At 70.5% G+C, this 15,283-nt stretch carries 9 protein-coding genes; 4 read left to right on the top strand and 5 right to left on the bottom strand.

All coding sequences use genetic code 11. From position 1 onward, the window contains the following. Nucleotides 1-5: 5 nt before the first annotated feature. The 3 genes from K8940_RS17410 to K8940_RS17400 form a co-directional block, all read right to left on the bottom strand. Nucleotides 6-3,245, bottom strand: coding sequence for an alpha-L-rhamnosidase (locus K8940_RS17410; RefSeq protein ID WP_223391333.1), 3,240 nt, complete (start codon nt 3,243-3,245; stop codon nt 6-8). 7 nt (nt 3,246-3,252) lie between these two features. Beyond that, entirely contained in the window at nt 3,253-3,645 is a 393-nt protein-coding gene (locus tag K8940_RS17405; protein WP_223391332.1) for a hypothetical protein, read from the bottom strand. Between the two features lie 94 nt (nt 3,646-3,739). Continuing rightward, nucleotides 3,740-4,351, bottom strand: coding sequence for a TetR/AcrR family transcriptional regulator (locus tag K8940_RS17400; protein WP_223391331.1), 612 nt, complete (start codon nt 4,349-4,351; stop codon nt 3,740-3,742). A 167-nt stretch (nt 4,352-4,518) separates the two neighbouring features. On the opposite strand from K8940_RS17400, the gene K8940_RS17395 reads away from it, so the two are divergent. After that, on the top strand, nt 4,519-6,081 hold the full coding sequence (locus tag K8940_RS17395; protein WP_223391330.1) for a carboxylesterase/lipase family protein: 1,563 nt from the start codon (nt 4,519-4,521) through the stop codon (nt 6,079-6,081). A gap of 30 nt (nt 6,082-6,111) precedes the next feature. Further along, nucleotides 6,112-8,343, top strand: coding sequence for a TonB-dependent receptor (locus K8940_RS17390; RefSeq protein ID WP_223391329.1), 2,232 nt, complete (start codon nt 6,112-6,114; stop codon nt 8,341-8,343). Between the two features lie 126 nt (nt 8,344-8,469). Here the strand turns inward: K8940_RS17390 and K8940_RS17385 are convergent, their stop codons facing one another. Further along, nucleotides 8,470-10,419, bottom strand: a complete 1,950-nt coding sequence (locus K8940_RS17385; RefSeq protein ID WP_223391328.1) for a cellulase family glycosylhydrolase — start codon at nt 10,417-10,419, stop codon at nt 8,470-8,472. A 100-nt stretch (nt 10,420-10,519) separates the two neighbouring features. Between K8940_RS17385 and K8940_RS17380 the strand changes: the two genes are divergently transcribed. Together K8940_RS17380 and K8940_RS17375 are read left to right on the top strand one after the other, a co-directional pair. Continuing rightward, nucleotides 10,520-11,950, top strand: a complete 1,431-nt coding sequence (locus K8940_RS17380) for an MFS transporter (RefSeq protein ID WP_223391327.1) — start codon at nt 10,520-10,522, stop codon at nt 11,948-11,950. Next, on the top strand, nt 11,947-13,530 hold the full coding sequence (locus tag K8940_RS17375; RefSeq protein ID WP_223391326.1) for a tannase/feruloyl esterase family alpha/beta hydrolase: 1,584 nt from the start codon (nt 11,947-11,949) through the stop codon (nt 13,528-13,530). The genes K8940_RS17380 and K8940_RS17375 overlap by 4 nt, the downstream gene beginning before the upstream one ends. A gap of 49 nt (nt 13,531-13,579) precedes the next feature. Here K8940_RS17375 and K8940_RS17370 read toward each other — a convergent pair whose 3' ends face one another. After that, nucleotides 13,580-15,250: a carboxylesterase/lipase family protein gene (locus tag K8940_RS17370; RefSeq protein WP_223391325.1), complete on the bottom strand. Its 1,671-nt coding sequence runs from the start codon at nt 15,248-15,250 to the stop codon at nt 13,580-13,582. Nucleotides 15,251-15,283 lie beyond the last annotated feature (33 nt).

Here is a 15,283-nt window from a genome sequence, read left to right as displayed (position 1 = left end):
CCTGATCACAAGGCTGACGCCTGAGCCCCGACGATCTCGAAGGTCCAGGATCCCGGTCCGACGCGATAGACGGCGTGGGCGTCGCGCGGGCCGCGCCAGAGGGCGCCCGGCGGCGGACGGGTCAGGCGACGCCCGCCGTTCGGCAGCCAGATGTCCGCCTCGCAGGCGCCCGGGACGCCGACCGTAAGGGTGACTCCGCCATCGGCCCCGCGCGTCCAGCGCGAACTGGCTTCGCCGCGCGGCGTCATCTGGGTCGCGGCGGCGCTGGCGAGCCCCGCCGGCATGACCGGCCGCACCCGAAGGCGCGCATAGCCCGGCGCGGCCGGCCGAAGGCCCGCCAGCCCTTCGTAGAACCAGCTGCTGATCGAGGCGAAGTAGTGGTGGTTCCACGACCGCGATCCCAGGCCCCAGCCCTCGGGCATGCTGCGGATGTCGTTCTTCAGCCAGAAGCCCCAGCCGGGCTCGTCGGTGCGGGTGACGACCTTCCACACGACGTGGCCGTGGCCGTGGTCGCTGAGCAGCAGCGGCAGGTAGCGCAGGGCGTAGACCCCGACGTCGAGGCGGTGGCCCTTGTCGGCGATGTCGGCGGCCAGGCCAGCGATCACCGCCTTGGCCTGGCCGTCCGGGACGAGGCCCAGGGCCACGGGCAGCACGTTCATGGTCTGGCAGTACGGCGCGGGCTTGCCGCCCTCCGGCGGGGCGACGTAGCGCCGCCTGGCCGCGTCCCAGTAGCGGGCGTTGTAGGCGGCGCGGATCTTGGCGGCCAACTCGGCCTGGCCCGTGGCCTTCAACATGTGGAAGACATAGGCCGTCGAGGTCGCGTCGACCGGTCCGGTCGGGCCGGCGGCGGCGTACTCGCCCAGGCCGTGGTCGTAGCGGTAGTCAGGCGCCTTCAGGAACCGCGCGGTGTAGGTGGCCAGGCGCTTCTGCAGGGCGCGGACGGGCTCGGCGGCGCGTGTTCCGAACCGCAGTTCCAGCTCCTCCGGTAGGACGAAGGCCGCTACGTCCCAGGCCGGGGTCGGCCCCCAGACATAGTTCCAGCCCGGCGTGTCCTCGAAGCCGTAATAGGGCGTGGAGGGCACGATCTCGGGCAGCTCGCCGCTGGCCGCCTGGGCGTCGACGAAGTCGCCTAGCCACTTCTCCCAGGTGCGGACCACGTCGAAGTTGACGGTGGCGGCGGCCGACGAGGCCTGGGCGTCGCCGGTCCAGCCGTTCTTTTCGAGGCTGGGCGTGTCGGTCTGCGCCGCGTGCATGTTGTTCAGCAGGCCCTGGCGCGCGGCGTCGTGGATCTGGTTGACCAGGGGATCGGCGCATTCGAACCGGCCGATCGAGGCGACGGCCGAATGGATCTCGATCGCCGCGACCGTGTCGGGCGCCGGCGTCCCGTCCAGGCCCCAGACCTGGACATAGCGGAAGCCGCCATAGCCGAAGGCCGGCCGCCAGGTCTCGCGCCCCTTGCCGGCCAGGGTGTAGCGCCAGGTCATCAGCTGGGCGTCGATCAGGCCGCTGGCGACCTGGATCGCGCCGTCCTTGCGCAGCTTCTCGGCCAGCGCCATCGAGACGGTGCGGCCGGCGGGGCCGGTGACGGCCAGTTCGGGAACGCCGGTGCGGATGCGGCCGAAGTCGAACAGCCAGACGCCGGGCTTCACTTCCTTGACCGACACCGCCGCGTGGCGGGCGACCGGGGCGATGGGCTCGTGCGTGGCGGCGACCAGGCGGCCCGCCGGTCCCTTGGCGATCAGGGCCTTGTCCCAGGCGCGGTCGTCGAAGCCGCTCTCGCGCCAGCCCGACGGCTCGCGCCGGGCGTCGCGGCGCTCGCCCGCGTAGATCGAATCCCACAAGCACGGGCCGTCGGCGGCCCGCCAGGTCTCGTTCGTGGTCAGCACCTGCGTCGAACCGTCGGTCAGGACGATCTCCAGCCGCGCCTTCAGCACCGGCTCGGCGGTCCAGGGCGCCTTGTGGAAGTACCACTCGTTGGGCTCGGCGATCCCGTACCAGCCGCGCGCCAGCTCGGCGGCCAGGACGTTGTCGCCGGCCTTCAGCAGGGCGGTGACGTCGTGGGCCTGGTAGAGCACGCGCTTGTCATAGGCCGTCCAGCCGGTGGCGATGGCGCTCTCGCCGACGGCCGCGCCGTTCAGGCTGACCGCCGCGAAGCCGCCGGCGGCGACGTAGAGGCGGGCGCGGACGATGTCGCCCTTCACGGCGAAAGCCCGGCGCAGCAGCGGCGCGGGATGGGCCAGCGGGATGACGAGGTCCTTGCCAGGCACGCCCGAGGCCAGGATCAGGCCATCCTCGCCGACGTCGCCACCGGTCAGCGGATTGTCGCCGTCCTCGAACCGGCTCGCGAAGCCGGGTCGGTCGGGCGCCTGCAAGGTCACGGCGTGGAGGACGGCGGCCTCGGCCTCCGGGGCCAGAAAGCCGAAGGTTCCTTCGGCCTGGGTCGCATCGTCCAGCGCGCCGACCAGGACGCCGTCCAGGCTGAAGCGCAGGGCCGTTCCATGCGCCTCGACGGTCAGGCGGCGGCGCTGGCCCTTCAGGGCCGCGAGGGCGGGCGGCAGCGGCCAGACCTGCAGGCGCCTCAGCTTGACCTGCGGGCTGGCGCCGCCCGGGTACTGCCTAACCTGCAGCATCAGGGACGGCGCGCCATCGACCTCGCCGACCCGCAGGGCGTAGGCCTCGCCATAGGTCTTGCCCTCGGGGCGGGCCCGGAACAGGACGTCGAAGAACCGGCCCTTCAGCGTGAAGTCGATCGTCAGCGTCAGGTCGGCCCAGCCGCGCGGCGGCGCGAGGCGGCGGCCGATCCAGGCGGCGTCGCCCCAGTCCTTGGGCGCCAGCAGGCTCATCTCGAAACTGGCCGGCGCGCTCCAGGCGCCGGGGCGGCCGTCGCCGTCCCACAGCCGCACGCGCCAGACGCGCCGAGCCCGAGAGGGCAGGGGAGGACCGCCGTAGACGGCTTCTACCGCAGCGGCGTCGGCGACCTTGCCGCTGTCCCAGGTCAGGCGTCCGGCCAGCAGGTCGGCCTCCGAGGCGGCGACCTGCGCGCGCCAGGCGCTCTGGCGCGCCACGGGCGGTCGCCAGGCCAGGCGAGGGCTGGGCGTCTCCAGGCCGATCGGCCCGCCGGCGTGCTCGCTGGTCAGGGCACCAGGCGCGGGGACGGCCGCCGCGGCGCGACCGGAGCCGGCCGTCAGGCAGGCCGCCAGGGCCGCCGCCCCCGAAAGGGCGTCGCGCCGCGTGGGACCGGTCATCGGCGGATCAGTTCGCGGCGGTCGCGGCGGCGGGCGGCGTGGCGGTCGGCGCGGGGACCTTGGCCAGGGCCTCGGCCAGGGTCTTCAGCCCTTCCTCGTCCAGATTGGCCTGCGGGAAGGTCGCCAGCTGGCGCGGGGTGAAGTTCTTGATCACCTGGGCGACGTTGGCCTGCTCCTCGGGCGAGGCCTCGGGCTGGCCGGCCGCTTCGCCGCGTTTGCGGAAGAACTCGCCAAAGACGGTGCGGGCGTTGGGATCGGCGAAGATGTCGGCGATCTTGGTGTCCAGCGTGTAGTAGGGCTGGGCGGGCGCCGTCTGCCGGGCCTGCGCCAGGCCCAGGGGGGCCAGGCAAAGGGTCGCCGCGACCAGTCCGGTCGACACGCGCGTCATCATACGCTTCATCGTCACTCTTCCCGTTCCCGCCGCGTTCGCCCGTCTTGGCCGCGCGGGTTATCGTTGATCACGTTATGCAAATGCATAACGAAAGTCGAGAGGGTCAGCGAACCAGGATCGCCGAAAGGGCCTCGGCGTGTTGCTCGATCACCTCCGGATCGGACGGATCGATGCCCCAGACCTGCCGCACCTCGGGGGCCAGGGTGTAGAACAGCTGGGCCGCGCCGACGAAGATGTAGACGCTGGCCGCCACCGACACCTTGGGCAGGATGCCCTCTCTCTGACACAGCAGGATGAAGCTCTCGGCGGCCTTGCGGGTCTCGACGATGAACTCGTCGGCGGCCCAGCGGAATCGCTCGCTGTCGCGCACGCTCTCCTGGACCATCAGGCGCGCGTGCTCGGGATGACGGGCCGAGTACATCACCACCGAACGGATCACCGCCTTGGCGAAGTCGCGGTACGAGCGATAGGCCGGGTCGTCCGGGGCCGGCAGCTTCAACTCGTCGGCCTGGCGCTGAAACAGGAAGGTCACGGCCGACCGCCAAAGGGCGTCCTTGTTGTCGAAGTGATACTTGATCAGCGCGTGGTGGACGCCGGCCTTGGCGGCGATCTCCCGCGTCGAGGCCCCCTCGAAGCCCTGTTCCGAAAAGATCTCCAGGGCCGCCTGGAGGATGCTGGCCTGGGTGGCGGCCTTCTGACGCGCGCGGAGATTCAAGGGTGCATCCTCGTCGGGGTGGGCTGGAGCCAAGGGGCGCGAGACTAGCAACAGTCGCGCCGGAAAGGAAATTGGTTCACCAATCGGTGAATCAGTCTCGACATTTCATTATGCAACTGCATAACGTAATCCATGGGACGGGCCGACAGAGCCCGAAGGGAACGCCGATGCTCGCTGTGAGCCAAGCCGCCAAACGCTTTTCGCCGATCCTGGCGCTCACCCTGTGCCTGGCCGCTTGTGGCGCGCAGGGCCAGACGGCCGCACCTGTCATACCCCCGACGCCCGTCGAGGCGACCGTCGCGGGCGGGGCGCTGCGCGGCTCCGTCGAGGACGGCGTCCGAATCTTCAAGGGCGTGCCCTATGCGCAGGCCCCGGTCGGCGACCTGCGCTGGCGTCCGCCGCAACCAGCTCAGGCCTGGACGGGCGTGCGCGAGGCGCAAGGCTTCGGGCCCGACTGCATGCAGAACCGCGTCGGCTGGGACGACACCCAGACCAAGCTGCCGGTCAGCGAGGACTGCCTGACCCTGAACGTCTGGACGCCGGCGGATGCGAAGAGCGCTCCGGTCATGGTCTGGATCCATGGCGGCGGCTACGTGATGGGTTCGGGCAGTCAGCCGGTGTTCGACGGCGCGGCTCTGGCCCGGCGCGGCGTGGTGGTGGTGACCTTCAACTATCGCCTAGGCCGTTTCGGCTTCTTCGCCCATCCGGTCCTCGACGCCGAGCATCCCGAGGAGCCCAAGGCCAACTACGGCTACATGGACCAGATCGCCGCCCTGGCCTGGGTGAAGGCCAATATCGCGGCGCTGGGCGGGGACCCAGGACGGGTGACGATCTTCGGCCAGTCGGCCGGCGGCGGCTCGGTCAGCCAGCTGATGCTGATCCCCCAGGCGCGCGGTCTCTTCCAGCAGGCCATCGCCCAGTCGGGCGGCGGTCGCGACGTCTGGCCCCTGCTGGCCGCCGACCGGCCGGGCAAGGTCTCGGCCGAGGCTATCGGCGTCGCCTTCGCCGACAAGGCGGGGCTCAAGAACGCCACGGCCGCCGACCTGCGGGCGCTGCCGGCGGCCAAGCTTCTGGGCAAGCTGGATCTGCTGAACAGCGAGGAGGCGACCTTCTCCGGCCCGGTGGTCGACGGGCGCCTGGTGACGGGCTCGGCGGTCGAGGGCTTCGCAGCCGGTCGCCAGGCCAGGGTCCCGCTGCTGATCGGAGCCAACAGCGACGAACTGGGCATCATCCCCGGTTTCCTGAAGGGGATGTTCGCCGGCAAGACCATGGCCCAGCTGGGCCTGCCGGAAGACAAGCTGCTGGCGATCTACGGGAGCAAGGGCGCGCTGAACGCCGACATGCCCAGCGACGCCACCTTCGTCGAGCCGGCCCACGCCCTGGCGGGGCTGGCGGCCAAGGGCGGCCAGCCGGTCTGGACCTACAGCTTCGGCTACGTCGTCGAGGCCAAGCGCAAGGACTGGCGCGGGACGCCGCACTCCGGCGACCTGGGCTTCGTCTTCGACACCCTCGGCAAGCTGAAGGATGCGCCGTCCGCCGCCGACCAGGCCGCGGCCAAGCGCTGGGCCGACGCCTGGGCGGCCTTCGCCAAGACCGGCGATCCGGGCTGGGCCCGATACGACCCGGCGAGCGACCAGCGGATGACCGTGACCAACGACGGGGCGGCGCTGGCGGCGACGCCCGAACGCATCCGCGCCCTGGGAGCTCTTCGAGACGCCCAGGCGCGCTGAGACATCAACGACAATAAGGGGAGGCGTGACATGAAGACCTTGAAGACGGCGCTGACGCTGGGGGCCTCGATGATGGCCCTGTCGGCGGGCCAGGCTCTGGCGCAGGAGGCCAGGCCCGACGAGACGATGATGATCACCGAGGTGGTCGTCACCGCCCAGAAGCGCGAGGAGAAGCTGCAGGAGGTGCCGGTCGCCGTCAGCGTGGTCGGCGAGGCCGACCTGCAGCGGCGCAACATCGGCAATATCGACCAGCTGAAACTGGTCGTGCCCAGCTTCGAAGCCACCTCGTTCGGCGTGTCGGTGCGCGGCGTCGGCACCTCGACCTTCTCGACCTCGATCGAGCCGACGGTGTCGACCGTGCTAGACGGCGTGGTGCTGGGCCGGCCCGAGATGGCGCTGGGCAGCTTCTACGACGTCGCCCGCGTCGAGATCCTGCGTGGTCCGCAGGGCATGCTGTTCGGCAAGAACGCCTCGGCCGGCCTGGTCAGCATCACCACCAACGCGCCGAAGATCGGCCGGGTCGAGGCCATCGCCAACCTCAACGCCGGCCAGGATGGCTACAACAAGTCCGACGCCACGGTGAACCTGCCGCTGGGCGACAAGGCCGCCCTGCGCCTCGGCGGCTTCGTCAACAAGCTGGATGGCGTCCTGAACAACAAGAAGGACGGCCGCCGCTTCAACGGCAATGACGAGTGGGGCGCCCGCGCCAAGCTGCTGTGGCGGCCCTCCGACACCGTCGACGTGCTGATCACCGCCGACTACGCCAAGCAGGACCAGTCGATCACCTGGTCGCCGTATAAGCTCAATCCGACCGGCGTCATGGGCCTGACCCTGGCGGCCTGCGGGGTGAAGGCCTCGCCAGACAACGCCGACCTCTGCATCGACGGTCCGCAGTACAAGGACCGTGAGAACTACGGCTTCTCGGCCCAGGTCGACTGGAGCCTGCCGGGCGGCCTGACCCTGACCTCGATCAGCGCCGGCCGCCGCGACTTCGACTTCAGCAACGGCGACTCCGACAGCCTGCCGGTCAACATCCTGAACAACAACATCTCCAATCAGGACCTGCGCCAGGTCAGCCAGGAACTGCGCCTGGCCTCGCCGACGGGCGGCAAGCTGGAGTACGTCGCGGGCCTCTACTACTACCGCCAGAAGACCAACCAGGTGACCGACCAGACCGGCACCTTCGGCGTCTCGCCGCTGCCGATCATCAACTCGACGATCAACAGCCTGGTGGACACCGAAAGCTACGCGGTCTTCGGCCAGGCCAGCTACCAGCTGACCGACAAGCTGGCCCTGCTGGGCGGCGCGCGCCTGACCCGCGACAAGGTCAGCTTGGACTTCCGCCAGTTCACCCGGCCGGGCTTCTTCGGGATCAACCCGACGGTGACCTTCGACGACACCGCCAAGGAGACCAACGTCTCGTGGAAGCTGGGCGCCCAGTACCAGCTGGCCGAGCGGACCATGGGCTATGCGACGGTGTCGCGCGGCTACAAGGGGCCGGGCTTCAACCAGACCGGCGTCTCCAACGCCACGACCAGCCAGGCGGTCGGTCCCGAGATCCCGACCAGCTACGAGCTGGGCGTGAAGACCACCCTGCTGGGCGGCCTGGCCGTGCTGAACGTCGCGGCCTTCTCGACCAAGTTCGAGGACTACCAGGCCCAGACCGTCGACTTCACCCTGACCCCGCCGGCCTTCCGGACCATCAACGCGGGTGACCTGAAAACCAAGGGGATCGAGGGCGACCTGACGGCCGTGCTGGCGCCAGGTCTGCTGGTCACCGCCTCGGCGGCCTATATCGACGCCCAGTACGGAGACTTCGCGCCGATCTCGTGCGATCCGGTGACGACGCCCTCGGGCTGCGTGCTGATCGCGCCGGGCCTCTACGGCTTCGACGCCTCGGGCAAGTCGCTGAGCGGTGTGTCGAAGTGGAAGACCAGCCTGGCGGCGGTCTACGAACGCTCGATCGGCCACGGCCTGCAGGTCAACGCCTCGGCCGACTACGGCTGGCGCGACGGCTACAACGCCTCGGCCACGGGCGACCCGAACACCGCGATCAAGAGCTACGGCATCCTGGGCGGCACGGTCGGGATCGGGGCCGAGAACGACCGCTGGCGCCTGGCCGTGTGGGGCAAGAACCTCACCGACAAGCGCTTCCCCAGCGCCCTGTTCGGCACGCCGTTCGGCGGCAAGGGCGACTACAGCCAGGTCCTGACCGGCGACGCCTTCCGACGCTACGGAGTGACCCTGAACCTGCGCTACTGACCAGATTGCGAGGCCCGGCGCCGGCTCTCCCGCGCCGGGCCTTCGCGATGCGACGGGTGTGATCTTGTCCCGAACCCCGCCGCTGCCCCAGGCCGGAGAGCATCGCTCTCCGGCCTCTTTTTTCGCTCACGCCGGCGCGATGACGATCGACAGCGGTCCGGCTTCGTCGGCCCAGACCAACACCTTCTGGGCGGCTCGATCATGGCGCCAGCGGGCAGAGACCTGTGAGACGCGCACCGTCAGGCCGTTCGGGAATCGCGCCTCGGGGACATAGATCTCGGTCGGCGCGGCGATGGCCGGATCGGCCTCCAGTTCCAGCTCGAAGCGGCCGTCGGCGTAGCGCATCGTGGCGATCAGGCCCTGGGCCAGCGGCGCGTAGGGACGGCAGAAGCCCAGCAGGGCGCGGGCCCCGGCGTCGGGGCCGTTCGCGCCGGTCCCGTCGACCTGGTCGGGCGAGAAGATCGACAGGTCCTCCTGGTTCCAGCCGTCGCCCACCCGCAGGTCGTTGCGGTTGGTGGCGGTGTAGTTCCACTGTGTGGAGGACAGCTTCAGGGCGTCCAGGGCGTCGTACATCAGCGCCAGGGACTGGGCGTGGGCGGTCCAGACGTCCTCGCCGCGCTCGCCCCGCGCCCAGGCCTCGAAGGCCTCGCCGTGGTTGAGATCGTAGGGGATGCCGAACTCGCCGATCAGGGTCGGCGCGCCCGTGTCGCCGAACTTGGTCCCCAGCCAGGCGATATAGGCCATCTGATTGAAGTACTTGGCCCGCAGCGGGTCCAGATGCTGGTCGGGGTCGAAGCGCTTCTTGCGCAGGATGTCGATGTCGTACCAGTGGCTGGCGTTGACGCTGCGCGCGGGCATGGCGTCGGGGAACATCCGTCCGGTGCCGATCAGGTAAGGGCACAGCTCGGCGAACAGCAGCCAGTCCGGCCGCACCGCGCGGACCGTCTCGGCGACCCGCGCGAAGAACGGGGCCATGCACTGGTTCTCGTGGTCGATCGGCTGGCCGTCCTTCAGGCGGAAGAAGTCCTCGTCCAGCACGAAGTCGCCACCTTGATCGAAGCGCCAGGCGCCGGCGCGCTCGAAGGGGTCGGGGCCGTCGTCCCGCCAGATCGACACGCCCGCTTCGTTGGCGGTCTCGTGACCCAGCACGCGCAGCACGCCGCGCTCGTCGCCCCAGCCCAGGGTCGCCACCTCGACCGTGCGGCCGCGCGCGGCGCGCAGGCCGTCCAGCGGCGTCCAGGCCGGGCCGGGCCAGACGGGCAGGGGATCCTCCGGTGTCGCGCGCAGGCGCGGCTGGCTCATCGGCAGGCCGACCCAGCCCAGGCCCGGCTCGTTGAAGGTGTCGAAGCCGATGACGTTGGTGAGGTGCGCCACGCGGCGGGCCACGGCGGCCATGGCCCCCAGATAGCCGTCCTGCAGGAAGCGCTGGACGTTGCGGCCCTCGACCGTCCAGTCGGGCGTCAGGATCTCGCCGGCGAAGAAGGCGCTCCAGGCGATGCCATTGGCGGCCAGGCGGTAGTTGCTGGCCCAGCTCATCATCGGATAGCGGTTCTCCTGGCGCCGTTCCTCGCTGGCGTAGTCGTAGCGGTGCTGCATGACGTGGGCCGCGTCAGCGGCGTCGAACCGGGTGAAGTCCAGGCCCAGCGCGTCGAACACCCAGCCGGGCGCGCCGTCGCCGCCGCTCATCCGGCTCCAGACGTCCTGGTGGAAGTCGACGAAGACGAAGAGCCCGTGGGCGCCCGCGCGCTCGGCCACGGCGGCGAAGTAGTCGAGGTATTCCTCGTCGTACTGGCCGGGCCCCGCATGCTCGACGGCCTCCCAGGTGGTCAGCAGGCGCAGGGTGTTGAACCCCCAGTGGGCGATGCGGCCCAGGTGCGCGTCGGCCTCCTCCAGCGGGAAGGGGCGACCCACGAAACTGACGGTCCGATGATCGGAGAAATTGCTGGGCCGGTCGGTGCCGCCGTCGGGCCAGGGGACCTTGCAATCGCCGCCCAGATTGACCCCGCGCAGGATCGCGTGACGCCCTTGCGCGTCGACGAACCGGCTTCCTTGAACATCGATCGGCGGCTTTGACATTCGGCTCCCCTGAAGGCATTGTCGATTTCGTTATACAAGTGGTGAATAAACGGGGCGCGCCGGTTGGTCCAGCCCCGAACCCAGGGGAGGCGAGTAGGGAATGCCAAGCGTGGCTTTAGGTGCGGTGGGGGGCGACGCGCCCCGGCTGACGGCTGTCCGGAAGGCGGCGATCGGGGTCGGGGATTTCGGCTTCAACCTGTATTGGCAGACGGCCGGGCTCTACCTGCTGTTCTTCTATACGGACGTGCTGGACCTGCCGGCGGCGACCGCCGGCTTCATCTACATGGCGGCCCTGATCTGGGACGCGGCCCTGGATCCGGTGCTGGGTGTGGTGGTCGACCGCACCCGCACCCGCATGGGCCGCTATCGGCCTTATCTGCTCTTGGGGGGAGCGCCGCTGGCGCTGGGCTTCGTGGCGGTGTTCGCCGGGCCGGTCTGGCCGGCGGGCGGGGCGGTGGTGTTCGCCGCGATCACCCACCTGCTGTTCCGTACGCTCTACGCGGTGGTCTCGATTCCCTATGCGGCGCTGTTCGCTCGCATCACCCGCGACAGCACCCAGCGCGGCGACATGGCCGGCGTGCGGATGGTGTTCGGTACGCTGGCGGCGATCGCCGTGGCGGCCCTGACCCTGCCCGTCGCCCAGGCCCTGTCGACACAAGAGGCGCCTCGCCGGGGCTGGCTGATCCTGGCCGCCGTCTATGGCGTGATCGCCGCCTTCTGCCTGTTGGCCGTGGCCTGGGCCGCGCGTGGGCTGGACGTCGCCGAGGAAGAGGCTCCGCCGCCGCGCCCGCTGCGCGACGTGCTGCGCAGCCTGGCCGCCAACCGCGCCCTTATGCTGGTGCTGGGGGCGGTGGTGCTGAGCGCCTTCTCGGGCACGATGTTCTCCAAGAACCTGCTCTACTATTTCAAGTACGTGGTCGGCGACGCCAAGCTGGGCAGCGCGGCCCTGGCCATCGGCGCCCTGACGGCGGCGATCTGCGTGCCGGCCTTCGCGGTCGTGGTCCGCCTGGCGGGCAAGCGCGCGGCCTGGCTGATCGGCGCGGTCCCGGGCCTGGCGGGCCTGGTCCTCTGGCACCTGGCCGACGGCCAGGGCGTGGTCCTGTTGTTCGCCGCCGTGGCGCTGCAGGCCATGGGCCTGGCGTCCTACGTCGTCTGCTTCTGGGGCATGCTGCCCGACACCGTCGAGTACGGCGAATGGCGCACCGGCGTGCGCACCGAGTCCCTGGTCTTCGGCCTGGTCGTGCTGGGCCAGAAGGCGGCGCTGGGCCTGGGCGCGGGGTTCCTGGGGATCGCCCTGACCCACGTCGGCTACGCGCCCAACGCGACGCAGAGCCCCGAGACCCTGGCAGGCATCAAGGCGATGATGTTCTGGATCCCGCTGGTCGGGGGTCTGGCCTCGGCAGGCCTGATCGCCCTCTATCCCATCACCCGCGCCTCGCACGAGCAGATGGTGGCCGAGATCGCCGCCCGCTCGGCCGACGCGCCGGTCGCTCCCACCAAGCTGTCGCTGCAAGAAACGGTGATCCAATGACCCGCGCCGCTTATCTGGCCGCTCCGCTGGCCCTCACGGGCGCCCTGGCCCTGGCGGGCCAGGCCCACGCCGCCACGCCCTGCGACGACCTGGCCAAGGTCCAGATCGCCGGCGCCAAGATCACCGCCGTCAAGGCGATGGCCTTGGGCGCGCCGCAGGAGATCGAGGTCTTCGGCATCCCGCCGCTGCCGGCCTCGGCCGCCTATTGCCGGGTCAACGCCACCCTGTCGCCGACCCCCGCCTCGTCGATCAAGGTCGAGGTCTGGCTGCCGGCCGAGGCGGCCTGGAACGGCAAGTTCATGGCCACCGGCAATGGCGGCTACGGCGGCGCGCTAGGCGGACCGCGCCTGGCCATGCGCCCGGCGGTCAAGGCCGGCTACGCCGTCGCCGGGACCGACATGGGCCATACCGAGGACGGGGCCGGCGGCTCGGCCGAGTGGGCGCTGAACCAGCCCGAGAAGATCGCCGACTGGGGCCATCGCGCCAACCACGAGACCGCGGTCTTCGCCAAGGCCCTGATCGCCGCCCACTACGGCAAGGGCCCGCGCCGCGCCTACTTCACCGGCTGCTCTGACGGCGGCCGCGAGGCGCTGATGGAGGTCCAGCGCTATCCCGGCGACTTCGACGGCGTCGTGGCCGGCGCCCCGGCCAACGCCTGGACGCGGCTGATGGGTAGCTTCGCCTGGTCGTGGAAGGCCGTGCACGAGGTTCCCGAGAGCCGCATCCCCGACGCGTTGCTGCCGGTCGTCCAGAAGGCGGCCCTGGCCCAGTGCGACAAACTGGACGGCGTCGCCGACGGCGTGATCGAGGATCCGCGCCGCTGCCGCTTCGACCCCGTCGTGGTTCAGTGCAAGGACGGCCAGGCGAAGGACTGCCTGACCCCGGCCCAGGTCGCGGGCCTGCGCAAGCTCTACCAAGGTCCTCGCGACGCCAAGGGCCAGTCGATCCTGCCCGGCTATCCCGCCGGTGGCGAGGCCACGCCCGGCGCCTGGCCGCTGTGGATCAGCGGCGAGAAGGCCCAGCACCCGTCGTTCGCCCGCTCGTTCTTCGCCAATTTCGTCTATTCGAACACCGGCTGGCAGCTGGCCCAGATGAACCTGGACAAGGACCTCAAGGCCGCCAGGGCGATCGCCCCGACCGTGGCCTCGGACAATCCCGACCTCTCGGCCTTCAAGGCGCGGGGCGGCAAGCTGATCCTGTTCCACGGCTGGTCGGACGCGGCGATCACGCCGCTGGCGACGATCCAGTACTACGACGCGGTTCGGGCCAGGATGGGCGTCAAGTCGGCCGACGCCTTCTCGCGCCTGTTCATGGTTCCGGGTATGTCGCACTGCTTCGGCGGGCCGGGTCCCAACAGTTTCGACATGCTGGCGACGCTGGACGCCTGGGTCGAGGGCGGTAAGGCGCCGGATACGGTGATCGCGTCCAAGACCGACAACGACTATGCCGACCTGCTGGGCATGCCCGCCAAGACCCTGCGGACCCGGCCGCTTTGCGCCTATCCCAAGGTGGCGCAATGGGACGGCAAGGGCTCGACGGACGAGGCGGCCAGCTTCAGTTGCCAGCTGGCGAGCAAGTAGAGAGCGCGGGGCGGATGGTCCGGCGGCCTGGCCGCCGGACCTTAGGCCCTCAGTCGCGCGGGCGGGCGCTGGGCGCCGGCAGGCCGACCCCCGCCGCCGGGTGGGCCGCCAGCCAGTCCATGCGCTTGGCGGCCATGGTGTCGACCGTGACGGCGTCGCCGAAGCGCAGGTACTTCGGCTCCTTCTCGGTCCAGGCCGGCCAGGCCATGGCCGGCGTCGAGGGCGAGCCCGTGGCCGCCAGGGCGATCAGGGCCCCCGACATCTGGTCGGTCAGCTTGCGGTCATAGTCGGTCCAGACCCGGGTCGGGCGCAGGCTGTTGTACTTGTCCAGGGTGTCGAGCCAGTAAGGGACGTCGGCCGTGTGATAGGCCCCGACCGTGGCCGGGTTCTGGTCGGCGAAGGTGACCCCCGACGCGTACGGATGCTTGCGCGTGAAGAGGTCGACATAGGTCGCCGAGCGATTGAATTTGGCCTGCTGCTGGGCGCAGGTGCGCGAGCTCTGCAGGAAGCCGGCCTCGGTCGCGGCCTGGTGGGCGACGGCCGGAACCTCGGCGTCGGACTTGACCGGATAGAGCTTCAGGAAGGCCTCGGCGTCGGCGCCGTACATCTTGCGGGCCGCCTCCTGGAAGGCTGCGACGGTCCTGGCGGCGACCAGCGGACTGCGGCCGGCGTCGATGTCGTCGCCATTCGAGCTGGCGATGATCGGCACGTCGCTGCCCAGGCGGTCGGCCAGGACCTGGGCCTTCTGGGCGGTGAAGAAATAGCCGTCGATCACCGCCGGGGCGCGGATGCCCTGAACGCTGGCCCCGACCTGGTTCTCGGTCTGCTGGGCCAGGATCTTGTCGGCGGGAACGTTGCGCATGGCCGCCAGGTCGGCCGCGCCCAGGCGCTTCTGCAGCTCCAGCCCGACCTGCTCGCCGGCCGACAGCGGGGCGATGTCGCCGGTGTAGTTGCAAGCGCTCGACAGCATGGCGCCGCGGAACAGGCCCTTGGACAGCGGGCTGAAGATCTGGGCGGCGACCGAGCCGGCCCCGAACGACTGGCCGCTCAGCGCCACCTTGTCCGCGTCCCCGCCGAAGGCGGCGATGTTATCGCGGATCCACTTCAGGGCCGCGTTCTGATCCAGATAGCCGTAGTTGCCCGAGTGGCCGCCCTGCTCGGCCGAGAGGGCGGGATGGGCCAGGTAGCCCAGGAGGCCGACGCGGTAGTTGAAGTTGACGAAGATCGCTCCCCGCCTGGCCATGGCCTCGCCGTCATAGTTGGCCATGCCCGACGAGCCGATCGTGCCGCCGCCGCCATAGATGAAGACCACCACCGGCAGCTTGTCGCCCGGCTTGGCCCCGGCCGGCGTCCAGACGTTCATGTAGAGGCAGTCCTCGCTGGTCGCCTCCTCGCCGAAGTAGTGGTTGATGTCGTGGGGGCGCAGCACCTGGATGCATTCGGCGCCCTTGCGGTCGGCGTTCCAGACGCCGTCCCAGCGGATCGGCTGCGGCGGTTTCCAGCGCAGGTCCTGGGTCGGCGGCTTGGCGTAGGGGACGCCCAGATAGGCCTTCACGCCCGAGGCCAGGCGCGTGCCGGCCACCTGGCCGGCGGCGGTGGTCACCGGATCGGTCTCGATGCGGGTCATCGGGCCGGCGGCGGCCGGGGCGGCCGCGAGCGACAGGCCGGTGAGCGACAGGACCAGGGCGGCCAGACGTGCGCCGCCATTATGGGTCTTCATGGGTTCCCTCCGTTTATGTTCTTGCTTGCGGAG

It is taken from the genome of Caulobacter segnis (genome assembly GCF_019931575.1).
Classification (GTDB): domain Bacteria; phylum Pseudomonadota; class Alphaproteobacteria; order Caulobacterales; family Caulobacteraceae; genus Caulobacter; species Caulobacter segnis_C.
This window is presented reverse-complemented; position numbering and strand designations above follow the sequence as displayed.

Bases quoted from the DNA above. Each gene is read 5' to 3' on its own strand.
- K8940_RS17385 (WP_223391328.1), bottom strand. From the start codon at position 10,419: ATGTCAAAGCCGCCGATCGATGTTCAAGGAAGCCGGTTCGTCGACGCG.
- K8940_RS17410 (WP_223391333.1), bottom strand. From the start codon at position 3,245: ATGACCGGTCCCACGCGGCGCGACGCCCTTTCGGGGGCGGCGGCCCTG.
- K8940_RS17405 (WP_223391332.1), bottom strand. From the start codon at position 3,645: ATGAAGCGTATGATGACGCGCGTGTCGACCGGACTGGTCGCGGCGACC.
- K8940_RS17380 (WP_223391327.1), top strand. From the start codon at position 10,520: ATGCCAAGCGTGGCTTTAGGTGCGGTGGGGGGCGACGCGCCCCGGCTG.
- K8940_RS17370 (WP_223391325.1), bottom strand. From the start codon at position 15,250: ATGAAGACCCATAATGGCGGCGCACGTCTGGCCGCCCTGGTCCTGTCG.
- K8940_RS17395 (WP_223391330.1), top strand. From the start codon at position 4,519: ATGCTCGCTGTGAGCCAAGCCGCCAAACGCTTTTCGCCGATCCTGGCG.
- K8940_RS17390 (WP_223391329.1), top strand. From the start codon at position 6,112: ATGAAGACCTTGAAGACGGCGCTGACGCTGGGGGCCTCGATGATGGCC.
- K8940_RS17375 (WP_223391326.1), top strand. From the start codon at position 11,947: ATGACCCGCGCCGCTTATCTGGCCGCTCCGCTGGCCCTCACGGGCGCC.